Origin of the sequence: Mycobacterium sp. 852013-50091_SCH5140682 (genome assembly GCF_001665685.1) — a bacterium.
Taxonomy (GTDB): Bacteria; Actinomycetota; Actinomycetes; order Mycobacteriales; family Mycobacteriaceae; genus Mycobacterium.
Map to the genome: position 1 here is coordinate 100,707 of NZ_LZTB01000011.1, position 25,392 is coordinate 126,098.

Sequence of the window (25,392 nt, forward strand, 5' to 3'; positions counted from 1 at the left end):
GGCCGTATCGTTGCCGCCGCACCCGCACTTCAGACCAGTCGGAGGGGCCACATGACGTCGGCACAGAACGAATCCCAGGCGCTCGGCGATCTCGCCGCACGGCAGCTAGCCAACGCCACCAAGACCGTCCCGCAGCTATCGACGATCACGCCGCGGTTCCTGCTGCATCTGCTCAGCTGGGTGCCGGTCGAGGCCGGCGTCTACCGCGTGAACCGGGTGGTCAATCCGGAGCAGGTCGCGATCCACGCCGAGGAGGGCACCGGTACCGAGGAACCGCTGCCCGAGACCTACGTCGACTACGAGACCAGCCCGCGCGAGTACACGCTGCGCTCGATCTCGACGCTGCTCGACGTGCACACCCGGGTGTCGGACCTGTACTCCAGCCCGCACGATCAGGTGGCCCAGCAGCTGCGGCTGACCATCGAGACCATCAAGGAACGCCAGGAGTCCGAGCTGATCAACAACCCGGAATACGGGTTGCTGTCGCAGGTGACCCCCGAGCAGACCATCCAGACCCTGCGTGGCACCCCGACGCCCGACGACCTGGATTCGCTGATCACCAAGGTGTGGAAGACCCCGGCGTTCTTCCTGACCAATCCGCTCGGTGTGGCCGCGTTCGGCCGGGAGGCCACCCGCCGGGGTGTGCCGCCACCAGTGGTCAGCCTGTTCGGGGCCCAGTTCATCACGTGGCGCGGCATCCCGATCGTGCCGTCGGACAAGGTTCCGGTCGAAGACGGCAAGACCAAGTTCATCCTGGTGCGCACGGGCGAGGAGCGTCAGGGTGTCGTGGGCCTGTTCCAGCCGGGGCTGGTCGGCGAGCAGGCCCCGGGTCTGTCGGTGCGCTTCACCGGCATCAATCGGTCGGCGATCGCGTCCTACCTGGTCACGCTGTACTCGTCGCTCGCGGTGCTCACCGACGATGCGCTGGCAGTCCTCGAGGACGTCGGAGTGGACTATTTCCATGAGTACAAGTGAGTACAAATCGATAGACGCTGAGGGAGACCTGCCGATCAGCGCGGCCGAGTTGGCCGCGCTGGCCACGCAGCTCTACGCCACCAGTATCCGGCCTGGTCCGGACAGCCCGCCGGTGACCACCCAGGTGGCACCGCGCGGGACGACCCCGGATGCCACGGCAGCGTCATCGGCCGTCACCACAGCGGCCGGTTTGGCACACCCCGGTACTCCCCCGGCGTTCGTCTCGGTGCCCGACGTTCAGCTGCCGGCGCCGACGTCGCCTGAGCCCGACGGCATTCCCGGAGTCGTCCCGGTGGCACCCCGGTTTTCCCCGTCGCTGCGCTCGCCCCAAGAACGCGGCAACGCGGCCAGCCCGATCGCACCCGTCGGTGGCCTGGAGGCCTTCGCGGTACCGACGGGCCTGGTCTCGACGGTGCCGGGTGTGCTGGCCGGTGGGCCCCCGTCAGCGCCGGTGGCGCCGCCCACCGCGCCTGTGGCACCCCGTGGGTCAGCTCCGGTCTGGCCGGGCACCGTCCCCACGGTGCCCGCTCTGGACTGGTCGAGTTCGCCCGCGCCGTCGGACGACGCCGCGGGTTATTACTTCCTGCAGACCCCGGCAGCACCCGTCGACCCCACGCCGGCTGTCCCCGACAACCACGAGATCTTCGACGTCAACGCGATCCGCGCGGACTTCCCGATCCTGCGGGAGACGGTCAACGGCAAGCCGCTGATCTGGTTCGACAACGCGGCGACCACCCAGAAGCCGCAGTCGGTGATCGACCGGTTGGCGTACTTCTACACCCACGAGAACTCCAACATCCACCGTGCGGCGCATGAGTTGGCAGCCAGGGCCACCGACGCCTACGAGGACGCCCGCGAGGCGGTGCGACGGTTCATCGGAGCGTCGAAGGCCGAGGAGATCATCTTCGTCCGCGGTACGACCGAGGCCATCAACCTGGTGGCCTACGCCTGGGGCGGCAAACATCTGGGGCCGGGCGACGAGATCGTCATCACCCACCTGGAGCATCACGCCAATATCGTTCCGTGGCAGCTCATTTCGCAACAGACCGGCGCGATCCTGAAGGTGGCGCCGGTGGACGACGCGGGCAATCTGCTGTTGAGCGAATTCGAGGATCTGCTCGGTCCACGAACGAAACTGGTTGCTGCGACCCAGGTTTCGAATGCGTTGGGCACCGTCACGCCGGTCAAGACGATCGTCGAACTCGGCCACCGTTACGGCGCGCGGGTGCTCATCGACGGCGCGCAGTCGATCCCCCACATCGCGATCGACGTGGCGGAGACCGGCGCGGATTTCTTCGTGTTCTCCGGCCACAAGATCTATGGGCCGACCGGTATCGGAGCGCTCTACGGGCGCGAGGACGCGCTGGCCGAAACCCCGCCGTGGCAGGGCGGCGGGAACATGATCGCTGACGTCACCCTGGAACGCTCGCTGTATCAAGGGCCGCCGAACAAGTTCGAGGCAGGCACCGGCAACATCGCCGATGCGGTCGGCCTCGGCGAAGCCCTGCGCTATGTCGAGCGGGTGGGTATCGACCGCATCGCCGCCTACGAGCACGCGCTGCTGGAGTACGCCACCCCGCGACTGGCGGCGATCCCGGGAGTGCGTCTGGTCGGCACGGCCGACGAGAAGGCCAGCGTGCTGTCCTTCGTGCTGGCCGGGCATGAACCGCTCGAGGTCGGCAAGGCGCTGAACGCCGAGGGCATCGCCGTGCGCGCCGGGCATCACTGCGCGCAGCCCATCCTGCGCAGACTCGGGCTCGAGGCCACGGTGCGGCCGTCGTTCGCGTTCTACAACACCTTCGAGGAGATCGACGTGTTCATCGACGCGGTCCGCCGCATCGCCGAGGGCTCACCCTAGCCGCGCGCAGAAGAATCACGATGCGCCTATCGGTGGGACTGGCGTCGCCGCCAGGGCAGCATTGCCCCATGAGCTACCGCAGTGTTCGTGACGATGACACCTCGCGCACCAAGATTGACGTCGCGGTCGGCATCCTCGTCGGCCTGCGGGGCTGCCCGCCGGAAGAAGCCTTCGCCGAACTGGTGAAGGTGATGCAGCGTACCGGCATCGGGATCGGGAGTATCGCTCGGGCGCTGGTCGATCTGGCAGGCGGACGCTCCGGAACGTCCGGGAATTAGGCCGAAGCGTTCAACGCCTGGGGTGAGTTGCTCGCTAAGGCTCACCGCGCCGCCGTCTAGCGGCGTCGGCGTCTGGCCGCGTCGGCATCCGGCCGTCCCTCGCCATTCACATCTGTCACACCAGTCCCCGTTCGGAAACCATGGACGTTGTGCCCGACTGTTAGCGACAAAGTCGCAGAAAATGCCTCAGCAGCCACCTCTTTCACTGCTGCATCACGCGGGGAACATCACTAGGCCCGGCAGCAACGGCAGCCACATCCGCACCCAAAACGGGTGTGCCCGCCTATTAGCGACAGTGTCGCTCGCAGTCGGGCGCACAACCATTGGGGCAGAAGCGATCTCATGGTGCGAGATTGGCGCACGGGATTGGCTGAGCTGAGGCTGCTGATACCTGCGGTGCCCATGTGGTGATTTCGTCGACATTGTCGCCAACAGGCGGGCAAGACGTCCATGCGTTCCGGGCGGTGACGAATGTGACGGATGTCAACCCGGCTGACTCATGTGAACCCGGCCGCCGCGAAGGCCGCATCTTCGCGTCGGGCGCCATCTTCGCGTCGGGCGCCTAACCGCGCCGCCCCAGCAGCCACGCTTGGCCGTCGCCCTCGCCCGCCGCGATCACCTCGAGATCGGTGAATGCGGCAGCCAGTTCTCCGGGCTTCGCGCGGAACGGACCCGGTACGCCGCCGACCTCGCTGAGCACGCAGATGGCGAGTAGTCCGCCGGGTGCCAAGCGGTCGACGAGTGCGCGGTCGAGTCTGGCGTCGCGGAACCGATGGCAGAGGATGACGTCGAAGGGCGGGCCCGCGGGCAGGCCGTCGTCCAAATCGACCACGTCGAATCGACACCGGTCCGCCACACCCGCACTCGCGGCGGCCGCCCGGGCTTGGGCGATCGCGACAGCGGACACGTCGACGCCCCAGACTTGCAACCCTCGACGCGCCAACCACACGGATCCGGCTCCTTGTCCGCACGCCAGGTCCAGGGCCGTTCCGGTGTCCGGAAAGGCCGATTCGAAGGGCGCGAACGCCCACGGCGGTTCACGGCGGTGGTCGGTGGATTGCGCGTACCTGGCATCCCAGCGCACCCGGTCCTGCTCGCTCACCCGCGCTACCTTACGAAGTGCGCCGGACCGGGAATAGTGGCGCCACCCGCGGAGGTTTGCCTTCTCATGCGAGCCATCGTTTACGATCCGCAGGCGCCGGCAAAGCTCCGATTCGACGACGTGACCGAGCCGGCGGTCGCCGACTCGCAGGCACTGATCGACGTGCACGCCATCGCCTTGAATTTCGGGGAACTGCACTTCATCGAACAGATGCGCCGACCCGGCGAAGTACCTGGTTGGGACACCGCTGGCGTCGTGACCCAGGCTGCCTCCGACGGATCGGGACCGCCGGAAGGTACTCGAGTGGTCGGGTTCAACGGTGAGGCCGGTTGGGCCGAACGCCGAGCCGTTGCGACGCACAATCTCGCGGAACTTCCGGAGTTCGTCGAGTTCGACGAGGCGGCGGCTCTGCCCGTAGCCGGAGTGACGGCGCTGCAGGCGCTGCGTGCCCTCGGCCCCGTGGTGGGCCGACGCGTACTGATCACCGGCGCCTCCGGCGGTGTCGGCCGCTACGCGGTTCAGTTGGCGGCGCGGGCAGGTGCGCATGTGATCGCTGCAGTGGGCAGCCCGGCTCGCGGTGACGGCCTCACCGAATTGGGTGCCGACGAGGTGGTCGTCGGATTGGACTCCGTGACCGAACCGGTGTTCGGGGTGCTCGACAACGTCGGTGGAAAGTTACTCGCTCAGGCGTTCAGCCTCGTCGACGACGGTGGCTCGGTGCAGTCCATCGGCATGGCCTCCAACGAACCCACCACCATCAACTTCGAGCAGGAACGTCGCCTCGGCAACCGGAAACGCTTGGAGCCGTTCACTGTTCGCGCACCGTTTCAAGCCGACCTGCAATACCTGCTGACGCTGCTGGCCGACGGCGAACTCGACCCGCAGATCGGTCTGCGGGATTCGTGGGACAACATCTCCGCCGCCGCCCAGGCCCTGTTGGGCCGCAGGGTCGCCGGTAAAGCGGTGCTGCGAGTGCAGTTCTGACTCAGTTGCCCTGTCCACCGCGGCCGAGCGAGGACAGGTCGGATACCGGGTCGGTGCCGTTGACGAACCAGTCGCCGAGGATCCGCGCCTTGTAAACCACCGGGTTGTGAGACGCGAGGGTACGCGCGTTGCGCCAGTGCCGATCCAGGCCGAGCTGTTCGGAAACCCCTGACGCGCCGAGTGCGTCGAACACCCGCGTGGTGGCGCGCTGCGCCGCGCCGATGATGACCAGTTGAGCCTGGGTGACTGCCACTTCGGCGTCGATCAACAATTCTCGGGCGTGGTCGTCGCTGCCGGCCAACCGGCCCGCGACGATGCGGTCCAGCGACCGCGCGCTCTGGCCCAGCGCGGCCTCGGCGGCGAACGCCTCCGCCGACAGCTCCCCGATCACCTGCAACAGCTGCGGATCGGCGGCGGGCAGTTCGGCCAGACCCTGCGGGTAGTTGCGGCTGCGTTGTTTGAGCGCGGCCGTACCGTCGCGCTGCACGGCCCGGGTGATTCCGGTGAGCACCGCAAGCATCGCGATCTGATAGAAGTGCGCCTGGTAGGTGAACCGCTCGACGGCGGGAAACACATTGCCCCGCTCGGCTCGGGCCCCGTCGTAGCGCGCCGAACCGCTGGCGGTGGTGCGCTGGCCGAACCCGCGCCAGTCGTCGACGAGCGTGACGCCCGGATCGTCGGCGCGGACCAACGCCGTCCACAGTTGCCCATCCTCGCCGCGGCCCAGCACGTCCAGCCAATCCGCGTACAAGCTGCCCGTCGCATAGTATTTCGCACCGTTGACCACCCAGTGCCCGTTCTCCGGGGTGACCGTGGTGAGCAGATTCGCCAGGGTGACGTTGTTGGCCTCGGTCCAGCCGCCGCCGACGAATTCACCGGCCAGGAAGCGTTTGAGCCAGACGCCGTTGTCCTCCGACACCGGGGCGTTGAGCCGGTCCTCGACGAACGCGAGGTGGTTGCGCCAGATGTGCGCGACGTTGGCGTCGGCCTCCCCCAGTTCGGCGAGCAGCAGGAACGTCTGCTCCAGTGACGCGCCGAAACCGCCCTGTTCGGCCGGGATTCGCAGCGTGCCGAACCCTGCCTCGCCGAGCCAGCGCACCTGCTCGTGGGGAAATTCCCGGTTGGCCTCGCGCTGTGGGTTGCCTACGGCGATCCGGTCGAAGATCGGTCGGAACACCGATCTGAGCTCGGCGTCGTACCCTGTCGGTCGTTTGAGATACGTTGTGGCTCTGGTCATTATGCCCTCCCCTTGGCATCGATTCGATAGGCGTAGGAGTCCTGCACCGGGACGTAGCCCAACCTGCGATACAACAGGTGGGCCTTGCTGGCGTTGTTGATGTCGGTGCCGAGCGACGCCGCGGTCAAGCCGCGTCGCAGTGCCGCCAGCCAGATCTTGCGCAGCAGCAGCTCACCGGTGCCCCGCAGCCGCCGCTCGCGCCGCACCCCGATGTAATCGGTGTGGGCGCTGCGCTCTTCGTCGGCGCCGACCCCGACGGTGTACGTCGAGCCGAGGACGTAACCGACCACCTCACCACCGTCGTCGACCGCAGCGATGCTGAAATCAGGTGTGAATGCCCGGCTTTCGAGATGGTGCTGCCAACGCTGCGGCGTCTTCGACATGTTGCCGAAATGCTCACTGAAGGTGTCGTACTGCAGCTGCCTGACCTGCTCGGCGAAACCGCCGTCGATCACGTCCGGCCACGACAGCACGGTCAAGCCCTCGATATGCGCCGCATCGAGTTCTGCGGGGTCTTCGTCGAGCAGGGACTTGCGGGTGTTGATGAACTGCCGCTCCACCCGGGCGCCCCGCTCGGCCAGCGCGGCGATCGCCGCGGGCTGGTCGGCGCCGATGTAGGTCCGCAGGTACGCGTCGGGCACGGCGACCCGGTGGAAGCGGTCGACGATGTCGGCGACAACGCCGTCGACTGCTTCTCGCGCCACGTCCGGATGGAAGACGAAGTCTGCGAGCACTTCCGGTTCCACCCCGTCGGGCCGGTGCAGCACCGCGTAGCCCAGCACCGTGCCGGTCTCGCTCCGCAGGACCAGCGCAGCGCCCGGGTACGCGCCGTCGAGTTGCTCTGCCACGCCGCGGGAATCAGCGGCGAACTTGCGTCCGGCCAACCCGGGTGTGGTGGCGAGGAAGTCGGCGATCAGCGGCAGGTCCGCCGAGGTGATCTCGGCGGCCGTCACGCTCCGCGGCGGGCGGCGGTCGGTGATCGTCACGGTGCCACCGGATCCTGCTGCCGATCGGAGTCGTCGCCACCGCGCTGCTCCTGCAGCACACCCAGGATGCCTTCGTCGGTGAGCCGCTGCTGTTCGGCCTCCGAAAGGGTTTGAATGGTGCCGACCCGCTGGGCCACCTCGGGCCGGGTCTTCTTGAGGTACCAGTACCAGGCCAGACCGGCCAGCAGGATGGCGCCGAACACGAAAGGCAGGATGTTGAAGGGGAATTCGGGCACCGGGTAGAAGTTGCTGAAGATCACATAGCCGATGCCGATGGTCGCGGCCGCCGAAACCCCGAGCCGCAGCGGTGTCAACGCGTTGATCTTGCGCAGCCAGATCGGGGTGGCGATCACCACCAGCAGGTAGCTGATCAGGAAGCCCCAGTTGGCGACGTAGCCGCCGTAGACGTCGAACACCAGCCGGCCCGCCGAGCTGAAGGTCGCGACCGCCGAGAAGATCAGCGCCAGGATGCCGACGAACACCACCCCGGCCCACGGTGTCTTGTGCGACGGGTGCACCTTCGCGAACACCTTGGGCAGTGCGCCTTCGTGGGCGAACGTGAACAGCGAGCGTGCCGCGGCGGTCGTGACAGCCGTGACGAACACGATGAAGGCCACCGATACCGTCGCGCTCACAACCTGATTCACCCACCCCACGCCGACAGCACCGGCGAGCTGCGGCAGTACCGCCTTGTCGCCGTCGATCTCACCGAAATGCAGGATCTGCGGGTAGGTCGCGAAGATGTAGAGCACACCGAGCAGGAGCACGACCCTCACCAGCGAACGAGCAATGCTGCGGTGCGCGTCCTTGGCCTCGGCGCCCAGCGAGGCGACGCTCTCGAACCCGGCGTAGGAGCCCACCGCGGTGACGGCGGCGATGAACGTTGCACTCGAGCCCAGGTGCGACGGGTTGAGCTGATCCCAGTCCACGTGGAAGCCGTAACCGACATAGGACGCGACGATGATCACCAGAATGGAGGCGATCGCGAGAAGTTCAAATGCCAGTTCGTATTTCGCGGCCAGCGACACGCCGCGGTACGGCAGATACACCGCGACGGCGACCACCACGACCACCAACAACAGCCGGAACCACGCGGCCTGCGACCCGAGCCCGATGGATTCGAGGAACGCGTCGAGGTAGAGCACGCCGCCGAGCGTGCCCGTGGTGGCGAATCCGATGTAACCGAACAGCAGGCTGAATCCGGCGGCGTAGGCGAAGCCCGGGCCGAGACCGTTACCGGTATAGGTGCCCAGCGATCCCGACGAGACGGTTCGCTTGGCCTGGAAACTGATCGTCGTGGCGACCAGGATGACGATCACCAGACCGACGACCGCCGCCAAGGCCGCGCCCTTGCCTGCCGCGACGAACAGGGAGAACGGCACGGTGGCGAGTGCCACACTCGGCGCCGCCGCGGCCAGGCCCTGCGCGAACACGCCCCAGGCCCCGAGTGCTTCGGATTCCAGCCCGGTCGATTCGGCGGCCGTCAGACTCCGGCCCCCGACGGTGACGGATGGCTCATCTTCGACTGTGGTCATGATGTATACCTTTCTGTCGTAACTGACAGGGGCACAATGAATTAGATGGTCATGACGATGCCGCAACATCGTCGGCGGCGTCAGTTATCGAATCGGCGGGATTCTTTTGCTAACCGGAAACCGGCGCCGGGATGGTCCGGCGGCAGCACCGCGGAGTCCGCGCCGAACAGGCGCTGCCGCAAGGTGGTCGGGGCGTCCGGCGTCCTGGCCCGGCCCCGGCGTCGTAGCTCGGGTATCAGATGTTCGGCGACGTCGGCGAAACTGCCCGGGGTTACGTGGTAGGCGATGTTGAACCCGTCGACACCGGTGCGCTCGGCGTAGGCCTCCAGCTCGTCGGCCACCGTGGCGGCCGACCCGACGAACAGCTGCCCGCCGAAACCTCCGAGTCCTCCGACGTAGTCGCGCAAGGTGATTTGGCTGTCCCCAACCGCGGCGAGAATCGAGCGGCTGGCGTCGGTGTCGAACTGCTCGATGGGCCGGTCCACGCCGTAGGTGGACCAGTCGACCCCGCTGAGCGCCGAGAGCAGCACCAGTCCGGCATCCAGATCGTGGTAGCGGGACAGTTCGTCGGCCTTGGCCCTGGCCGCTGAATCCGTGGTGTCGGTGACGATTTCGATGGAGGTCAAGAACTTGATCGCCTCGGGGTTGCGGCCGTGGCCCACCGCTCGCCTGCGGACGTCGTCGATGTTGGCGCGCAGCACCTCGGGCCGCGGATCGCTGGCGAACACCAACTCGGCGTTGCGCGCCGCGAATTCCCGTCCGGCAGGCGATGTTCCGGCCTGGAACAACACCGGTGTGCGTTGCGGCGACGGCTCCACCAGATGCGCACCTGGAACGGAAAAATAGGTGCCGTCGTGGCCGATACCGTGCACTTTGGTGGCGTCGGTGTAGATGCCGGCCTCCCGGTCCCGTACGACCGCGCCATCCTCCCAGGATCCTTCCCACAGCTTGTAGGTCACCTCCAGGAATTCCTGGGCCATGGCGTAGCGCTCGTCGTGCGGGATCTGCCGGTCGCGGCCGATGATGTTGCGGGCGGCGCTGTCCAGCAGCGACGTGACGATGTTCCAGCCGATACGCCCGCCGGTCAGATGATCGAGCGTGCTGAACTTGCGCGCCAGTAGATACGGGCTCTCATAGGTGGTGGACACGGTGATGCCGAAGCCGAGATGCGTTGTCGCGGCGGCCATCGCCGAGACCGCCAGCAGCGGATCGGTCACCGGCGTCTGCACGGCACGCGTCAGCGCCGCGGCCGCGTCGCCGCCGAATACGTCGAGCTGGCCGACCGCGTCGGCGATGAACAGGGCGTCGAATCCGCCGGTGTCGAGAAGTTTCGCCAGTTCCACCCAGTACCGGATATCGGTGTAACGCGCGGTCTGATCGTGTGGATGACGCCACAACCCGAAGTTGCCGTGCGACACCGTCGACATCGTGAAGGCGGCCAGCACGAACGGATCTCGCGAGGTCATCGGACGGGCACCTCGAGGCCCAGGTGGGAGCGCAACGTCGTCCCGGTGTATTCGTGGCGGAACAGGCCGCGTTTACGCAGCACCGGTACCACCTGTTCGACGAACAACGCGGTCTGCCCGGGCAATCCGGTGTCCCGCAGGACGAAGCCGTCGGCGGCCGCCGTACTGAACCACTCCTCGATCTCGTCGGCGATGCGCTCGGGGGTGCCGACCACCGATGCACCCCATCCGTTCACGGTGCGGTACAAGAACTCTCGCACGGTGGGGTCTCCGTCGGCGGCCAGCGCGCGGTAGCCCGCCAGTGCGGTCTGATGCGTCTGGGTGTGCTCGGGGAAGGCCGATGCCGGCACGGGACCGTCGAGGTCCGCGCCGGTGACGTCGACGTCGACCTCCAGCAGCCACCCGGCCTGATACTCCGGGCTGAAGTATTGGTATTCCTCCTGTTCGGCGCGCTTGGCTTCGTCCTCGGTGGAGCCCACCACGTATCGCAGCGACGGAGTGATCAGCGGCGGCCGAGCGCGGCCGTGGCTCGCGGTGTGGATCTGGCGGTAGAACTCCTGAGCACGCGCCCGGTTCCCGTGGCTGGTGAAGATGACCTCGGCGTGGCGGGCCGCGAAGGCGCGCCCGGTGTCCGACGAGCCGGCCTGGAACAGCACAGGCCGGCCCTGTGCCGAGCGGGAGGCACCGAGCGGACCGGTGACGTCGAAGTACCGGCCGTGATGGTCGGCGCGACGAATCCTGGTGACATCGTGGAAGATTCCGGCTGCGCGGTCTTCGACTATGGTGTCCTCGCCCCAGCCGTCCCACAGCTTGCGCACCACGTCGAGCGCCTCTTCGGCGATGCGGTAGCGCTCGTCGTGGTCGACGACGCCGTTGGCACTGAAATTGTCCGCGGCGGCCTGCGCGAAGCTGGTGACCAGGTTCCAGCCGGCCCGCCCTCCGCTGAGGTGATCGAGCGACAACAGTTGCCGGGCAAGGTGATAGGGATGCTGCAGGGTTGCCGATCCGGTGACGACCAGGCCGATCCGGTCGGTCACCGACGACAGCGCCGCCGTCGCGGTCAGCGGTTCGAAGTCTTCCGGAGTTTTGTACGCCCACGTTGCGGGCGGCCCGTAGTTCAGTCCGTCTGCGAAGAAGAGCGCGTCGAACGTACCCGCCTCGGCGGTTCGGGCGTGCGCGATCAGACGGCGCCGCACCCCGGCGGTGCTGTTGTCGATGTCAGGATGCCGCCAAGGCCCGGCCGAGCGGGTGTTGCCGAAAGCGAGCAGATGCAGTTCTCTGGGCACTGCGCCGACGCTACGGTCGCCGCCGCCGCGGTTGCAGGGTTGCGCTCAGCCAGAAGCCAACTCACGTTCCTTGCGCGAGCAGTCACAAAGGTCCGCGAAACCCGGCGTGTCGCGGACCTCTGTGACTGCTCGCGCAAGAAACGGGACCTCTACAACTGCTTGATCTTGGCGACGATGTCGTTGGCAATGGTGACCGCCTCGTCGGTGACCGAGTCACCGCAGGCCCAGGTTTCGACGATGACGTTGGCCGCGGCCGCCATGGCGTGGTGGCAACCGCCGGAGTTGTCGGCGCCCGGGGTGGACGTCTGGCTGATGGTCGAACCGTCCACGGTGACGTCGGTGACGTTCCACACCTGCACCTCGTCGCTGTCGCTGAACGTGATCAGCGTGCCTTGGCATTTGGCCCAGTCCGACTGGGATTTACCGAGGAATTGCTTGGCGTCGTCGGCCGAGGGGTACAGCACGACGGCTTGCTCGAGCCAGTGCTTGTTGTGCTCGCCCGGCTCCCGCACCACCTGGTCGCGCACCGCGGTCCAGCCACTGTTGGCGTACACCGGTTCTTGTGCGCCGAAGGCCGCACCGAGACAGTTGGCGTCGACGACGGCGTTGGATTGATCCTGCATCTGGTCGGTGTCGACGGTGACCTTGAGACCCGAAGTGCCGACGATGCCGTCGAGGGTGGTCGTGGACAGCAGGACGCCGTCGAGGTCGGATTCCTCCAGAGTGGTCTTCGGCGGTGGGGCATTCGGGTCGCGGACCGCCATCCCGGCTACCGTGCTCGTGCATCCGGACACTGCCAGGGCCGCAACGGAGCCTGCGATGAGCAGCCGCGCCCTGCTGGCCATATGTCATTGTCGCCGACGTCACCCCGCTACGTCACGGGATCACGTCTTCTCAGGTGAGTTCCTCGACGCGGTCCATCATCGCGCGCGCGATGTCGATGGCGACGGTGTCGACATTGGACGGCTTGCCCGACGTCACCGCGTCGCTGAAGAACGCAATCTCGGTCTCGACCAGGCAGTTGGCCCGCACCCCGATGGCACGGGCCACCGGGCTGGTCGTCTGGTCTGTGGTGTGGCCGAATTCGACGGTGGCGGCGATCACCGACGCGGTCTCCCGCACGTCGGTGATCGCGTCGGTGTAGAAACCGCCGCGGACCGACTCCCGCACGAGCGTCACCGTTTGGCCCTGACAGTCCTTCCACTGCTTGGCGAACCCGGCGAACAGCGCGTTGGCGTCGGCCACGCTGCCGAGGGCGACCACACCGACGTCGACGGCCAGCACCGCACCGTCGGACTGGTCGCCCTTCCACTGCGTGCTGGCAGCGCCGGTGACGTCAGCGGATTCGTAGGTGCTGCGCTGCATGGGGCTCGACACCGTGACGCATTCGTGCGGTGTCGCATCCTGTTCGGTGGCCAAACCGTTGGGCAGATCGTCGAGACCACCCGAGATCGGCGGCACATAGTTGTCTTCGGCAAGGGTTTCACCGACGATCTTCTCCACCTGCCCGATGTCGGGCAGGGCCTTTTCGACGGATTGACCGCTCAGCGGACGCGGCGCCAAGCCGTCGGCGGCCGCCACCCGGCCGTCGACAACCTTGGTACACCCCGCGGTCAGCATGACGGCGGACACCAGCAACCCGAGCGCGCCAACCGTTCTCATCGCCTACTCCCGCCGACAGCAATCATCCCGACCCTACTACGCCAGCGGGCTCAGCAAAGCCTACACAAGGGACTCAAAGGCTTTCGGCGACCCGGACGGATCAGCGGGCGATCACATCACCGATGAACGCCTTGCAGGTCTCCTGCATCGCGTCCAGGGACATGCTCTGGGAGCCGAGCAGCACCTGCACCGCCAGCCCGTCGAGCATGCCGATGAGCATGTTGGCCAGGACAACTGGATCACCGGATCGCGCCAGTTTCTGGTGCTGCGCCGACCGGATCACCCCGGCCACCACGTCGCGCCACTGACCGTAGAGCCGGTCGTTGATCTCCTGCAGCACCGGGTCGCGGCTGCCTTCGGCCCACAGCGCCAGCCACACCTTCCAGGCCCGCCGCGATCGTTCGTCGGTGGGCAGATAGGACTGCACGAGATCGTGCAGGATGGCCAGACTGTCCTTGTCCGAACTCAGCAATTCCTGCCGACGCGCCAGCGAATCGGCGAGGTTGAATTCGAACGCCGCGGTGATCACGTCGCGCTTGGTCTCGAAGTAGTAGTGGACGGTGCCGGAACTGACACCGGCCTCCTTCGCCACATCGGAGAGCCGCAGGGCCGGGATGCCGATCTGAGCGATCACCGCGCATGCCGCAGACAGGATCTGCGGTCTCCGCTCGGCTTCAACGCTGGGACGTGGCATCGGCCCTCCGGATCAGCTCGGCATTGCTGGGCCGATCGTACAAGTCCGATAACTGTACGTTCAATCAACAATGCCCGGCCGGGTCAGTCGAGGTTGCGCGAGATCACCAGCTTCATGATGTCCGAGGTGCCCTCCTCGATCTCCTCCAGCTTGACGTCACGCATCCACTGCTCCACCGGGTACTCCCGCGAGTATCCCCAGCCGCCAAGGGTTTGGACCGCCGCGTGGGTGACGAACATCGCCGTCTCGGACGCGGTGAGCTTCGCCATCGCCGCAAGGCCGCGTGCCGGGGCTCCGCTGTCGATCACCCGGGCCGCGTGCAGCACCAGCAGGCGGGCCGATTCGATGCGGGTCGCCATCTCGGCAAGCCGGAACGCCACCGCCTGGTGTTCGATGATGGGCACCCCGAACTGCTTTCGCGTCTTGGCGTAGTCCAGCGCGTACTCGTAGGCAGCCCGCGCCGCACCGACAGCGGCCGCACCGAGCACCACACGCGAAATGTCGAACGTGCCCATCAGGCCGTAGAAGCCCTGTCCCTCTTCGCCGAGCCGGTCCTGCTCGGGGACGAACACGTCGTCGAGGAAGATCTCGCGGCACACGATGGCGCGCTGCCCCATCTTCTTCATCGGTTCCCCGAAGCTCATTCCGGCGGTGTCCCGGTGGACCAGGAACGCGGTCACGCCGCCCGACCGCTTGCTCGGGTCGGTCTTGGCGAAGATCACGTAGAACTCGGCCGCGCCGGCGTTGGAGATCCACGCCTTCTGCCCGTTGATGCGGTACCCGCCTTCGACGCGGATCGCGGTGGTGACGATCGACGCGGCGTCCGAGCCGGATTCCGGCTCGGTGGTGGCCAGCGAGGTCATCGGCGACTTGGGCCCGGTCAGGGGCGTCAGCCAGCGCTTCTTCTGGTCCGCGGTGCCCAGCACCATGATGGGATCGGAGAAGAAACCGTTCGAGCACACGAGGTTGCCGATACCCGGATCGCCCCAGCACAGTTCCTCCTGCACCAGGCACTGCGTGAAGACATCGGTGAAGCCTCCGCCGCCGAACTCCTCGGGGATCATGAAGTCGGTGATGCCGACCTCGGCCGCCTTCTGGAAGATGTCGACGGGCGTGACGGTGTCGGCCTCGTCGACCTCGCGGCCGCGGGGCCGAATCTCCTTGGCGGCGAAGTCGCGGCACAGCTCGACGATCTGGCGCTGCTCATCGCTGAGCGGCCAGGCCGGGATGTGGGTGGTCTGCATGTCTTGTCTCCTCTTCGGTGGTGAAAGTTGTTGGGGTGTGCGGTTTCAGGTACGGGCCAGCGGGTCGGTATAGATCGCCTTGCCGAGCCATTGGGCGCCGTCGGCGACCAGCACGTCGCCGGTGACGAACGCGGCGCGGTCGCTGAGCAGGAACGCCGCGGATTCGGCGATCTCCTCGGGGCTGGCGAACCTGCCTGCGGGAACGCTGGCCAGCACGTCGGCGCGGGCCTGCGCGGTGGGCCACAATGCCGCACCCGCGCCCTGGGTTTCGGTGGGGCCGGGGGCGATGCAGTTCACCCGGACGTTGCGGGCACCCCATTCGACCGCCAGGGTGCGGGTCATGGCGACCACGCCGCCCTTGGCGGCGGCGCTGTGCACCGTGCCCGGGTGACCGTGCCAGGCATAGCTGGCGATGACGTTGAGGATCGTTCCGCCGCCCTGGGCGAGCATGTGCCGTCCGACCGCGTGCGTGCAGTAGAAGGTGCCGTTGAGCACGATGTCGGTGACGGCTTTCCAGCCGTTGGGCGAGAGGTCCTCCGACGGCACGACGAAGTTGCCCGCCGCATTGTTGACCAATGCATCGATGCGGCCGTGGCGGGTCACCACATCGTCGACGGCGTCCGCGACGGCGACGTGATCACGCACGTCGCACACCACCGCCTCGGCCGTCACGCCATGGGCCTCGGCCAGCCGCACAGTCTCTTCGAGGGCTTCCTTGCGGCGACCCAGCACCGCGACGGTGCCGCCGGCCGCAGCCCACCGCACCGCGATGGCCTGACCGATCCCACTGCCCCCGCCGGTCACCAGTGCGACCCGGCCGGCGAACTCGGTCGAAGTATCCGGTGTTGTCACGTGTCGTCTCCCAATTCCGTTGATTCGCCATGTTCTTGTCCAGTCAGGGGGATCACCAGCGCGTCCACGGCGACGGCCCCGTGCGGGGTCGCCCGGACCGGGTTGAGTTCGACCTCGGCGATGTCGCCGCGCTGGGCGATCAGCTCTGAAACCGCCACCACGAGGTCGGCCAGTCCGTCGATGTCGACCGCGGGCCGTCCGCGCCAGCCCCGCAGCAGCGGAGCCATGCGCAACTCGTCGAGCATCTGCCGGGCCCCCTCGCGTGACACCGGCGCGCGTTCGACGCGGACGTCCTGATGTACCTCGGTTTCCGTGCCGCCTGCGCCGACCACCACGAAGGCACCGAGCTGCGGGTCTCGCCGTGCACTGACGAGAACTTCCACGGCGCCTTCCCGCACGTCCTGCTCCTCGACGACGTAATCGCCGTCACCGAGCCGGCCGTGCATGTCCTCGAACGCCGCGTGTAGCTCAGCGGTGTCGGCGAGACCGATTCGGACACCACCGACTTCGCTCTTGTGCTCCAGCCATCCGGCCTTGAGCACGTACGGCGCCCGCAACGCGTTCAGCGCCGCCAGGTCGGCGCCGGTGTTCACCAGCGCCCCGGCAGGGAAGGCAACGCCCTTCTGCGCCAGCAGTTCCCGCGCGGCCCAGTAGCCGGGCAACACCGCGGCGTCGGGAGCCGCCGCCGTTGGGGCCGGGTCGACGGACGGCCGTGCGCACAGCTCGGCGGCGTGGGCCAAAGCACCCGCCGCGGCTTCGATCGAGCCGAACGCGGGCACTCCACAGCTCCAGAGTGCTTGTGCGGTAGCCGATTCCGGCCCCATGGTGTGCACGACGACGGGGATACCGGTGGCATCGACGAGCGCACCCAGCCGCTGCGCGACCGCAATCTCGTCGGCTGCCATCGCCGGGATGTCCTGCCCGTAGCAACCGAAGTATCCGGTCAGCACCACGGCGTCGATGCCGGGCACCGCCGCCACCTGCTCGACAACCGTTGCGTAGCTTTCGATGTCCTTCTCGCCTGCGCCGGCGAGGTCGACCGGGTTGGCGCACGCCGCACCCGCGGGCAGCACGCCGGCAAGGGACTCGCTGAGCGACACCGGGAACGGTGCGACCGTCAGCCCCCGCTCGGAGGCCACGTCCGCGGCAATCGCACTCTGCCCGCCGCTGTCCCCGACGATCGCGATGCGCCGGCCCTTCGGCACGGGTGCGGCCAGCAGCGTGCGGGCCACGTCGATGACCTCTGCGGGCGTGTTGACCCGCACCACACCCGCGGCGCGGCAGGCCGCGTCGACCAGGTCTAGCGACGACGTCAGCGAGCCGGTGTGCGAGCGCGCCATCCGGGAGCTCGCTGCGCTGGAGCCCACGGTCAGCAGCACCGTCGGCTTACCCGTTGTGCGCAACGCGGCGAGAGTGTCGAAGAGGGCCTCCCCGTCGGTGAAGCTCTCCAGGTACACGACGACCACCCGGGTGGCGTCGTGCCCGGCCAAGTCGGCGAGCAATTCGACTGCGGTGACATCTGATTGGTTGCCGACCGACACGAACCGGGACACCCCCAGGCCGTGTCGTCGCCCCATCGCGGCGAGTTCGGAACCGAGCTGCCCGCTCTGCGAGACGATGGCAAGCGGCCCCGGGGTGAGGCTGCCCCACATCAGCTGCAGATCACTGCTCGCGTCGTAGATTCCGAGGCTGTTGGTGCCGATCAACCGGGCGCCGTTGGCGGCGATCCGCGCCGCCAGTGCCCGCTCGTCGGCGACGCCTGCGGTGATCCCGAGAAAACCTCGTGCGCCGCGCTGCAGCCCTTCGTCGACGACGGTGTCGATGTGGGCCGCCGGTACGCACAGGGCGACCAGATCGGGAGTCTCGGGGAGATCGAGCAGGCTGGCCGCGCAGGGTTGGCCGAGTACCTGGGGTGTGCGGCTGTTGACCAGGTGCACCGCGCGGCGCCGAGCACCGGTGAGGGCACCCGAGGCCAGCCAGTAGCCCCACTTCGCGGGGTCCCCGGAGGCACCGACAACGGCGACCGAGCGCGGGTCGCTGAACACGCTGAGGTCTGCGCCGGCGCGGCCGAGCACAGAAGTTTGCGCCACGTGAGTTGTTCCTATCTGTGGTGACGGTGAAGACGTTTACGGGGTTGCGGCAGCGACGATCTCGTCGGCAGCGCGCTGACCGGATGCGATCGCGCCGTCGATGTAGCCGTTCCAGACACTCGATGTTTCCGAACCCGCCCAATGGATCCGCCCGCACGGGGCACGCCATCCCGAGGCGCCGTGTTCGACCCAGACCCCGGGTGCCGGGTTGGCCGCATACCCGCCGTGCGCCCAGGGATCTTCTGGCCAGCTTTTCTCGGTGTACTGCACCGGCTTTGCCGCCTCGTCCCCGAAGAGGGCACCGAGGGTCGCGAGGATGTCGGCGCGACGCTCGGCCGCCGGCAAGGCCGCCCAACGGCGCTGGCGGTCACCGTAGGTGAATGACACCAGCACCCCAGCCTCGCCGCCCTCGGGTGAATTGTCGAAGACGACGCCGACGTTGCGGTCGCCGTACACCGTGGCCTGGCCGGACAGTCCGCGCTCGCGCCAGAACGGGCGGTCGTAGACGGTGTGGATCTTGGAGACCTCGCCCATCGGGCTGCGTTCCATCCAGCGGTTGCGCGACGGCGGCAGGGCCGGGGTGAACCGGATTCGGACCGCCGCGCCCGGGGATGCCGCCACCACCACGTGCGAGGCGTACACCGGCCCGCGGTCGGTGCCGACGCGCACCCCGTCGGCACCGTGCTCGACGTGGGTGACCGGCGTATTGAGCCGGATCTTCTCGCCGAGGTGCTCGGCCATGGCCAGTGCCACCGACTGGGCGCCGCCCACGAAACGCCGCTCCTGTGCGCATCCGGCGGTCTCCATGAGCTGGTCGAAGCCGCCCGCGGATGCCACGTAGAAGAGCAGGTGGAACAGGGAGATGTCTCTGGGCTCCACGGTCCAGACGCCCTGTACCGCGAGCGCGAGACGCCGGCGCGCGTCGGCGTCGGCGACGGTGCGGTCGAAGTATGACTGAACGGTTTCGCTGTCCCACTCGGCGATCCGCTCGGTGGCGCTCGGGTTGTCGAGGTTGACCGTGACGGCGAGCTTGTCGATGGCCTCGGTCGCCTCGATGTACGGCTCGACTCCGGGGCCGCCGGCCGGCCCGGCACCCCGGAAGGGGCGGCAGCTGCCGTCGGCCCACAGTTCGAGGTGATCACCGGTGTCATAGGTCGGGAAGGTCGCACACCCGAACCTCTCGGCGGCTGCAAGCAGCCGGTGCTGGGTGGGCCCCACCCATTGCCCGCCGTGGTCGACCACCACGCCGCCGTCGAGTCGCTGGGAGTGCACGCGGCCGCCGACGCGATCGGATGCCTCCAGCACCAGCACGTCGGTACCGTTGTCCGCCAACGACAATGCTGCGGCGAGGCCGGCGTACCCGGCCCCGATCACCACGGTGTGGACGGTGTCCCCGGACGGCGAGGTTGTTGTCATGGCTTCGATTCTTATTGTTAATTGGCCCGCCAGTCAAGAATGAATGTGATTCCGTCAACCGGGTTGACAAGTTGTGAGGGTCACCACAGACTCTCTTAAACTGGCCCGCCAATCAGAAATGGAGCCCGGTGGACGACACGACATTCGATCGAGAACTCGAGGACCGCCTGAGCATGCTGGAGTCCCCCGACGCCACCGCGATGGAGGTATCCGACCTGCCGATGACCGACCTGCTGGTCGTCATCGCCGTCCTCGCCCTGGCCACCGTCGCACTCCTGTGGTGGGCGTACTGATGACCGACGCACTGCGCCAGAGCGGCGCCGAGGGCAGCCTGGACGCCACGCTGACCGATCTTCCCCTGCGTCCCGCCGAACGGATCTGGGGCTTCTGGCAGCACTCCGCGGTCAACGTGGGACTCGCGGTGGCCACCTGGGCATTCCTGCAAGGCGCGGCCGTCGCGTACTACGTGGGTGTCACGCAGGCCATCGCGTCGATCGTCATCGGCTACGGCATCAGCGTCCTGCTCGTCGCGCTGGCCCCGTGCATGCCGTCGGTCAAGTACGGCATCGAACAGTTCGTCGGCCTGCGCAGCATCTTCGGCGAGAACGGCGCCCGGGTCGTGATGGTCTCGGTGTCCACCGTGCTCGCGGCGGCCTGGTCGGCCGTGCTGGCCATCATGTTCGGCCACGGCCTGGTCACCGTCATCAACCAGATCGCCGGAACCCATCTTTCGGAATCCGGTGTGGCCGCCAGCCTGCTGGGCCTGGTCGCGATCGTGGTGTCCTGGATCGTACTGGCGCGCGGCCCCGTATCGGTCGAGGCGGTGTGCCGCTTCATCGCACCGCTGCTGGTGCTGATCATCATCGGCGTCATCGTGATCGTGTTCTCCGGACACAGCTGGTCGGACATCACCGCACTGGTTCCGCTCGGCGGTGCCAGCGACGACCCGCATCTGAGCTTCATGCTGGCCGTCGAGCTGAACCTGGCCGGCGGCTTCGCCTGGTGGCCCAACCTCGGGAACCTCGCCCGGCTGACCCGCAGTTCCCGAGCGGCCTTCTGGCCCAACTGGATCGGCGTCTTCGGCGCGTCGGTGTGCGCCGCGGTCGTCGGCGTGCTGGCCGCCCTGTCGCTGCAGATCGAGGATCCGACGCAGTGGATGATCCCGCTGGCAGGCGCCGGCCTCGGCGTGGTGGCGCTGGTCATCATCTGCCTGGCCAACATCACCGCGATCCTGTCGCAGGGCTACGCGTCGATGGTCGCGCTCAAGGGCGGCGGCGGGGCGTTCTTCCGCAAGGCGGCATGGCCCCTCATGCTCGCGGTGATCCTCGGCCCGGCCGCCGTTCTGGTGTTCTTCCCGTCGGCCGTATACGACAACTACGGGCGGTTCGTGTCCTGGGGCGCGATCGTGCTGGCTCCGCTGTGCGCGGTCCAGGTGGTCGACTACTTCGTCCTCCGGCGTCGTCGCCTCAACGTCCGCGACCTGTTCCGGCCCGTCGGCGAATCCGCCTACAGCTACTGGAACGGGTTCAACATCGCGGCGTTCGCCGCCGTCGCCGCAGGCGCAGTCACCTACGCACTACTGCTCAACCCGGTGACCTACGAACCGACCGGCGTGTTCCGCTACACCACGGCCTCACTGCCCGCCTTCGCGGTCGCCGGTCTCGTGCACTACCTGCTGACCCGGCTGGTGGTGCAACGCACGGGAGCCGGCGGCTACCCGCGCTGAGCGCCGCGTCGACGGCCGCGGCGGGCTACTTCTTCGCCTTGTCCCCCGCCGCGTCCGTCGACAGCGCAGCCACGAAGGCTTCCTGCGGAACCTCAACGCGCCCAATGGTCTTCATGCGCTTCTTGCCCTCTTTCTGCTTCTCGAGCAGTTTGCGCTTACGGGTGATGTCACCGCCGTAGCACTTGGAGAGCACGTCCTTGCGGATCGCCCGAATATTCTCGCGGGCAATGATTCTCGAACCGATCGCGGCCTGCACCGGAACCTCGAACTGCTGGCGCGGGATGAGTTCCTTGAGCTTGGTGGTCATCTTGTTGCCGTAGGCAGCCGCCGAATCCTTGTGCACGATGGCGCTGAACGCGTCGACCGCTTCGCCCTGCAGCAGGATGTCGACCTTGACCAGATCGGCCTGCTGCTCGCCGGCCTCTTCGTAGTCGAGGCTGGCATAGCCACGGGTGCGCGACTTCAGCGAGTCGAAGAAGTCGAAGATGATCTCGCCCAGCGGCATCGTGTAGCGCAGCTCGACGCGTTCAGGCGACAGGTAGTCCATGCCGCCGAGTTCACCGCGGCGGGACTGGCACAGCTCCATGATGGTCCCGATGAACTCGCTGGGCGCGATCACCGTCGTCTTGACCACCGGCTCGTAGACCTCGCGGACCTTGCCCTCGGGCCAGTCCGACGGATTGGTCACCACGATCTCCGAACCGTCGTCCTTGATCACCCGGTACACCACGTTGGGCGAGGTGGAGATCAGGTCGAGATCGAACTCGCGCTCCAGGCGCTCGCGGGTGATCTCCATGTGCAGCAGCCCCAGGAAGCCGCAGCGGAACCCGAAGCCGAGCGCCACCGAGGTCTCCGGCTCATAGGTCAGCGCCGCGTCGTTGAGTTGCAGCTTGTCCAGCGCGTCGCGCAGATCCGGATAGTCCGAACCATCCACCGGGTACAGGCCCGAGTACACCATCGGCCTGGGCTCGCGGTACCCGGTCAGCGCCTCCTTGGCGCCGCCCCTGGCCGTCGTCACGGTGTCGCCGACCTTGGACTGCCGGACGTCCTTCACACCGGTGATCAGGTAACCGACCTCCCCCACCCCGAGGCCCGCGCTGGCCTTGGGTTCGGGCGAGACGATGCCGACCTCGAGCAGCTCGTGGGTCGCCCCGGTGGACATCATGGCGATCTTCTCGCGCGGGACGATCTTGCCGTCCACCACGCGGACATAGGTCACCACGCCGCGGTAGATGTCGTACACCGAGTCGAAGATCATCGCGCGGGTCGGCGCGTCGGCGTCACCGGTCGGGGCCGGCACCTGCCGCACCACCTCGTCGAGCAGCTCGGCCACGCCCTCACCGGTCTTGCCGGACACGCGCAGCACATCGGACGGCTCGCAACCGATGATGTGCGCAAGCTCACCGGCGTAGCGCTCAGGATCCGCGGCGGGCAGATCGATCTTGTTGAGCACCGGGATGACAGTCAGGTCGCGATCGAGCGCCAGGTACAGGTTGGCCAGCGTCTGCGCCTCGATGCCCTGCGCCGCGTCGACCAGCAGCACCGCGCCCTCACACGCCTCCAGGGCGCGGGACACCTCGTAGGTGAAGTCGACGTGACCGGGCGTGTCGATCAGGTGCAGGACGTAGTCCTCGTCGTTCATCTGCCACGGCAGCCGCACGTTCTGGGCCTTGATGGTGATGCCGCGTTCGCGCTCGATGTCCATCCGGTCGAGGTACTGCGCACGCATCGACCGGTCGTCGACGACGCCGGTGAGCTGCAGCATCCGGTCGGCCAACGTCGACTTGCCGTGGTCGATGTGGGCGATGATGCAGAAGTTCCGAATCTGCGCCGGCGCAGTGAACGTCTTGTCGGCGAAACTGCTGATGGGAATCTCCTGGTGAGCGTGGGTGTCGAGCACGTGCTGTGCCCATCCAGGGTATCGAGCACCCACCCCGGCGACACAATCGCGGCCGCGGATCCTGCCCTATGCTCGACACCATGGCGTCGCAATGGAAGGCGTTTCAGCGCTTTGCGGAAAACCTCGTGTTCAACGAGGCGCCGAAATTCATCCGCCAGCTGCAGAATCCCGAGACCGTGCCGCGCACGGTCCAGCAGGGGATCCAGCACGGCATCAAACTCGGGCTCGAGGTGCTCGCCGGCAGCCAGGCCGAACGCCCTCCGGCCATCACCGCGGGCCGGCCGGTCTCACAGCACACGGTTCCGACCGCACACCGGGCCCGCCGGCTGATCTACGCACCCGATCTCGACGGCCGGGCCGATCCTGGCGAGATCGTCTGGACCTGGGTGGTCTACGAGGACGACCCGACCAGAGGCAAAGACCGCCCGGTCCTGGTCGTGGGCCGCGATCAGCGGACCCTGCTCGGCCTGATGCTGTCCAGCCAGGAGCACCACCGCAACGAACCCCACTGGGTGGGTATCGGTACCGGCAGCTGGGACTACGACGGCCGCGCCAGCTGGGTCCGGTTGGACCGTGTGCTCGACGTACCCGAAGAGAGCATCCGCCGCGAAGGCGCGATCCTCGACCGTGACCGGTTCGAAGTGGTCGCCGCGCGCCTGCGTGCCGAGTACTCCTGGAGCTGACCCCCCTACCGTGGCTCGCGCCACTCACGCCCTACCGCGGCTGCCGCCACATCGGGGTCAGGGAGGGGCCGCCGTCAGGCAACCGGATCTCGCCGGTGACCTCGAATCCGAACCGCAGGTAGTACGGAATGTTGTCCGGATTGCTCGACTCCAGATAGGCCGGCGCATGATCGGCATCGACGCGGTCGAGCCGCGACCGCATCAACGCGTGGCCCAAACCGCCGCCGCGGACCGCGGGGTCACTGCCGATCACCGCGAGGTACCAATGCGGCTCCTCCGGATGGTGCTCCTTCATCAACGCCTCGATCTGCTGAGCACGGGTGCCCCGCCGCCCGAACGCCCGCACGAACGTCGGCATCATCAACAGCTGCTGCAGCCGCGTGTGTCGCCACTGTCCCGGCGCATCCCACAGCGCCGCAGCCCCGATCCGTCCGTCCCGGTCTGCCACCTCACTGCCGCCGCCGGCCAGGAAGTGGTGACGCGTCATGGTCGCGAACATCGGTACCAGTCCCCGCCGCCGACGCGCGTCCTCGGGCAGCATCCACTTCATCACCGGGTCGTCGTAGAACGCTCGGGCCAACACGGCAGCGAGCTGCCCGGCGTCGGGTTTGCGAACAGGGCGGACATCGATGGTGGCCACCTGCCCACGATCGCACATTCAATGATTCGACAGCAGCGGCAAGCAATCTCAGTCCGGCATCCCAGTGCACCACATGAGAAGTAGGAGTAGACGCTCAGGGAACGGGTAAATCTACGTCAGCTTTGTCGATCGTCGGGCTTGAGAACACAGTCCAGGATGCGACGCTGCGCACCGACCACCAAGGGGTTGCCATGACCTACACCGGTCCGAAACTCACCCGCATCTCAACTTCTTCACCTGCGCTCGGTGTGCGGCTGTGCAGTTACCCGCGTCCACCCGCGGTGGTGATCGAAGTGGGCGGTGAGATCGATGCGCGCAACGTCCGTAGCGTCGGCCGCTACTTGATCGGATTCGTCCACGTCGGCCGCCCGTTGGTCCTCGATTGCAGCGCTGTGGGCTTCGTCAACTTCGCCGGTTTCAGGGCAGTACTTCGTTTCGCGACGGAATGCCGCCAAACCGGGCGGGATTGGGCCTTGGTGGCAAGTGACGCGGTGAAGCTACTCGTGCCCACCGCAACCGGGCTCCGACTGCCGGTCGTGGACACCTTGGACGAGGCACTGCTGCGCCTGGCGGAAACGCCTGATGCCACGTGGCGGCTTCGGTCCATCACCACGTTGGAATCGAAGATGCTCGCGGGCGACTGAGAAGTGAGACGGGCCGTCGCCGCGCCTCGCCGGATAGACAATGCCGGGCAACCGATTCCGTGCAACGGAAGTGACCCACGCCCGGCACGTCTCCCAAAAAGCGGGATTAAGCAGCGGTGATTCGGGGAATACAC

General features: G+C 67.4%; 23 protein-coding genes. 8 read left to right on the top strand and 15 right to left on the bottom strand.

The window, feature by feature from the left end; genetic code table 11:
- The first annotated feature begins 51 nt into the window (after window positions 1-51).
- The 3 genes from A5784_RS03965 (at window position 52) to A5784_RS03975 (ending at window position 3,111) form a co-directional block, all read left to right on the top strand.
- Window positions 52-975, top strand: a complete 924-nt coding sequence (locus A5784_RS03965) for a family 2A encapsulin nanocompartment shell protein (protein ID WP_029367235.1) — start codon at window positions 52-54, stop codon at window positions 973-975.
- The gene (locus A5784_RS03970) at window positions 962-2,833 is read left to right on the top strand and encodes a family 2A encapsulin nanocompartment cargo protein cysteine desulfurase (protein WP_064942545.1); all 1,872 of its coding nucleotides are present in this window, start codon (window positions 962-964) and stop codon (window positions 2,831-2,833) included. Before A5784_RS03965 ends, A5784_RS03970 begins: the two co-directional genes overlap by 14 nt.
- Window positions 2,834-2,901: 68 nt before the next feature.
- Window positions 2,902-3,111, top strand: a complete 210-nt coding sequence (locus A5784_RS03975; RefSeq protein WP_064942547.1) for an ANTAR domain-containing protein — start codon at window positions 2,902-2,904, stop codon at window positions 3,109-3,111.
- Between the two features lie 562 nt (window positions 3,112-3,673).
- Here the strand turns inward: A5784_RS03975 and A5784_RS03980 are convergent.
- The gene (locus A5784_RS03980; RefSeq protein WP_064942549.1) at window positions 3,674-4,213 is read right to left on the bottom strand and encodes a class I SAM-dependent methyltransferase; all 540 of its coding nucleotides are present in this window, start codon (window positions 4,211-4,213) and stop codon (window positions 3,674-3,676) included.
- A gap of 66 nt (window positions 4,214-4,279) precedes the next feature.
- Here A5784_RS03980 and A5784_RS03985 point away from each other — a divergent pair, with 66 nt between their 5' ends.
- Complete coding sequence (locus A5784_RS03985) at window positions 4,280-5,197, top strand: zinc-binding dehydrogenase (RefSeq protein ID WP_064942551.1); 918 nt, start codon at window positions 4,280-4,282, stop codon at window positions 5,195-5,197.
- Window position 5,198: 1 nt separating this feature from the next.
- On the opposite strand, the gene A5784_RS03990 is transcribed toward A5784_RS03985, so the two are convergent.
- The 12 genes from A5784_RS03990 to A5784_RS04045 form a co-directional block, all read right to left on the bottom strand.
- Window positions 5,199-6,434: an acyl-CoA dehydrogenase family protein gene (locus A5784_RS03990; protein ID WP_064942553.1), complete on the bottom strand. Its 1,236-nt coding sequence runs from the start codon at window positions 6,432-6,434 to the stop codon at window positions 5,199-5,201.
- Window positions 6,434-7,420 (bottom strand): GNAT family N-acetyltransferase, encoded by a 987-nt coding sequence (locus A5784_RS03995; RefSeq protein ID WP_232005928.1) that lies wholly within the window; start codon window positions 7,418-7,420, stop codon window positions 6,434-6,436. Before A5784_RS03995 ends, A5784_RS03990 begins: the two co-directional genes overlap by 1 nt.
- On the bottom strand, window positions 7,417-8,955 hold the full coding sequence (locus A5784_RS04000; RefSeq protein WP_064942555.1) for an APC family permease: 1,539 nt from the start codon (window positions 8,953-8,955) through the stop codon (window positions 7,417-7,419). Before A5784_RS04000 ends, A5784_RS03995 begins: the two co-directional genes overlap by 4 nt.
- Before the next feature lie 80 nt (window positions 8,956-9,035).
- The gene (locus tag A5784_RS04005) at window positions 9,036-10,421 is read right to left on the bottom strand and encodes an LLM class flavin-dependent oxidoreductase (protein ID WP_064942557.1); all 1,386 of its coding nucleotides are present in this window, start codon (window positions 10,419-10,421) and stop codon (window positions 9,036-9,038) included.
- A complete protein-coding gene (locus A5784_RS04010; protein WP_064942559.1) occupies window positions 10,418-11,707 on the bottom strand; it encodes an NtaA/DmoA family FMN-dependent monooxygenase in 1,290 nt (429 codons plus the stop codon). Before A5784_RS04010 ends, A5784_RS04005 begins: the two co-directional genes overlap by 4 nt.
- A gap of 149 nt (window positions 11,708-11,856) precedes the next feature.
- Complete coding sequence (locus A5784_RS04015) at window positions 11,857-12,552, bottom strand: sensor domain-containing protein (RefSeq protein ID WP_064942561.1); 696 nt, start codon at window positions 12,550-12,552, stop codon at window positions 11,857-11,859.
- 49 nt (window positions 12,553-12,601) lie between these two features.
- Window positions 12,602-13,369, bottom strand: a complete 768-nt coding sequence (locus A5784_RS04020; protein WP_064942563.1) for a sensor domain-containing protein — start codon at window positions 13,367-13,369, stop codon at window positions 12,602-12,604.
- 100 nt (window positions 13,370-13,469) lie between these two features.
- The gene (locus tag A5784_RS04025) at window positions 13,470-14,063 is read right to left on the bottom strand and encodes a TetR/AcrR family transcriptional regulator (RefSeq protein WP_064942565.1); all 594 of its coding nucleotides are present in this window, start codon (window positions 14,061-14,063) and stop codon (window positions 13,470-13,472) included.
- 83 nt (window positions 14,064-14,146) lie between these two features.
- Window positions 14,147-15,307 (bottom strand): acyl-CoA dehydrogenase family protein, encoded by a 1,161-nt coding sequence (locus A5784_RS04030; protein ID WP_064942567.1) that lies wholly within the window; start codon window positions 15,305-15,307, stop codon window positions 14,147-14,149.
- A gap of 45 nt (window positions 15,308-15,352) precedes the next feature.
- On the bottom strand, window positions 15,353-16,159 hold the full coding sequence (locus A5784_RS04035) for an SDR family oxidoreductase (RefSeq protein ID WP_064942569.1): 807 nt from the start codon (window positions 16,157-16,159) through the stop codon (window positions 15,353-15,355).
- On the bottom strand, window positions 16,156-18,249 hold the full coding sequence (locus A5784_RS04040) for an acetate--CoA ligase family protein (protein ID WP_064942571.1): 2,094 nt from the start codon (window positions 18,247-18,249) through the stop codon (window positions 16,156-16,158). Before A5784_RS04040 ends, A5784_RS04035 begins: the two co-directional genes overlap by 4 nt.
- Before the next feature lie 36 nt (window positions 18,250-18,285).
- A complete protein-coding gene (locus tag A5784_RS04045; RefSeq protein WP_064942573.1) occupies window positions 18,286-19,665 on the bottom strand; it encodes a flavin monoamine oxidase family protein in 1,380 nt (459 codons plus the stop codon).
- 128 nt (window positions 19,666-19,793) lie between these two features.
- On the opposite strand from A5784_RS04045, the gene A5784_RS38115 reads away from it, so the two are divergent.
- Both A5784_RS38115 and A5784_RS04050 read left to right on the top strand, forming a co-directional pair.
- On the top strand, window positions 19,794-19,958 hold the full coding sequence (locus A5784_RS38115; RefSeq protein ID WP_156750360.1) for a hypothetical protein: 165 nt from the start codon (window positions 19,794-19,796) through the stop codon (window positions 19,956-19,958).
- Window positions 19,958-21,391 (top strand): cytosine permease, encoded by a 1,434-nt coding sequence (locus A5784_RS04050; RefSeq protein ID WP_064942821.1) that lies wholly within the window; start codon window positions 19,958-19,960, stop codon window positions 21,389-21,391. Before A5784_RS38115 ends, A5784_RS04050 begins: the two co-directional genes overlap by 1 nt.
- 25 nt (window positions 21,392-21,416) lie before the next feature.
- Here the strand turns inward: A5784_RS04050 and lepA are convergent, their stop codons facing one another.
- Window positions 21,417-23,351, bottom strand: coding sequence for a translation elongation factor 4 (gene lepA / locus A5784_RS04055; protein WP_502687492.1), 1,935 nt, complete (start codon window positions 23,349-23,351; stop codon window positions 21,417-21,419).
- Between the two features lie 8 nt (window positions 23,352-23,359).
- On the opposite strand from lepA, the gene A5784_RS04060 reads away from it, so the two are divergent.
- The gene (locus tag A5784_RS04060) at window positions 23,360-23,974 is read left to right on the top strand and encodes a type II toxin-antitoxin system PemK/MazF family toxin (protein ID WP_064942577.1); all 615 of its coding nucleotides are present in this window, start codon (window positions 23,360-23,362) and stop codon (window positions 23,972-23,974) included.
- Window positions 23,975-24,005: 31 nt separating this feature from the next.
- Here A5784_RS04060 and A5784_RS04065 read toward each other — a convergent pair whose 3' ends face one another.
- Window positions 24,006-24,614: a GNAT family N-acetyltransferase gene (locus tag A5784_RS04065; RefSeq protein ID WP_232005929.1), complete on the bottom strand. Its 609-nt coding sequence runs from the start codon at window positions 24,612-24,614 to the stop codon at window positions 24,006-24,008.
- A gap of 191 nt (window positions 24,615-24,805) precedes the next feature.
- On the opposite strand from A5784_RS04065, the gene A5784_RS04070 reads away from it, so the two are divergent.
- Complete coding sequence (locus A5784_RS04070) at window positions 24,806-25,258, top strand: STAS domain-containing protein (protein WP_064942580.1); 453 nt, start codon at window positions 24,806-24,808, stop codon at window positions 25,256-25,258.
- The last annotated feature ends 134 nt before the right edge of the window (window positions 25,259-25,392 follow it).

Excerpts from the sequence above, each read along its gene's own strand:
- A5784_RS03990 (WP_064942553.1), bottom strand. The coding sequence starts at position 6,434 with ATGACCAGAGCCACAACGTATCTCAAACGACCGACAGGGTACGACGCC.
- A5784_RS04005 (WP_064942557.1), bottom strand. The coding sequence starts at position 10,421 with ATGACCTCGCGAGATCCGTTCGTGCTGGCCGCCTTCACGATGTCGACG.
- A5784_RS04060 (WP_064942577.1), top strand. The coding sequence starts at position 23,360 with ATGCTCGACACCATGGCGTCGCAATGGAAGGCGTTTCAGCGCTTTGCG.
- A5784_RS03975 (WP_064942547.1), top strand. The coding sequence starts at position 2,902 with ATGAGCTACCGCAGTGTTCGTGACGATGACACCTCGCGCACCAAGATT.
- A5784_RS03965 (WP_029367235.1), top strand. The coding sequence starts at position 52 with ATGACGTCGGCACAGAACGAATCCCAGGCGCTCGGCGATCTCGCCGCA.
- A5784_RS04070 (WP_064942580.1), top strand. The coding sequence starts at position 24,806 with ATGACCTACACCGGTCCGAAACTCACCCGCATCTCAACTTCTTCACCT.
- A5784_RS04045 (WP_064942573.1), bottom strand. The coding sequence starts at position 19,665 with ATGACAACAACCTCGCCGTCCGGGGACACCGTCCACACCGTGGTGATC.
- A5784_RS04015 (WP_064942561.1), bottom strand. The coding sequence starts at position 12,552 with ATGGCCAGCAGGGCGCGGCTGCTCATCGCAGGCTCCGTTGCGGCCCTG.
- A5784_RS03985 (WP_064942551.1), top strand. The coding sequence starts at position 4,280 with ATGCGAGCCATCGTTTACGATCCGCAGGCGCCGGCAAAGCTCCGATTC.
- A5784_RS04020 (WP_064942563.1), bottom strand. The coding sequence starts at position 13,369 with ATGAGAACGGTTGGCGCGCTCGGGTTGCTGGTGTCCGCCGTCATGCTG.
- A5784_RS04050 (WP_064942821.1), top strand. The coding sequence starts at position 19,958 with ATGACCGACGCACTGCGCCAGAGCGGCGCCGAGGGCAGCCTGGACGCC.
- A5784_RS04000 (WP_064942555.1), bottom strand. The coding sequence starts at position 8,955 with ATGACCACAGTCGAAGATGAGCCATCCGTCACCGTCGGGGGCCGGAGT.
- A5784_RS03970 (WP_064942545.1), top strand. The coding sequence starts at position 962 with ATGAGTACAAGTGAGTACAAATCGATAGACGCTGAGGGAGACCTGCCG.
- A5784_RS04030 (WP_064942567.1), bottom strand. The coding sequence starts at position 15,307 with ATGCAGACCACCCACATCCCGGCCTGGCCGCTCAGCGATGAGCAGCGC.
- A5784_RS04025 (WP_064942565.1), bottom strand. The coding sequence starts at position 14,063 with ATGCCACGTCCCAGCGTTGAAGCCGAGCGGAGACCGCAGATCCTGTCT.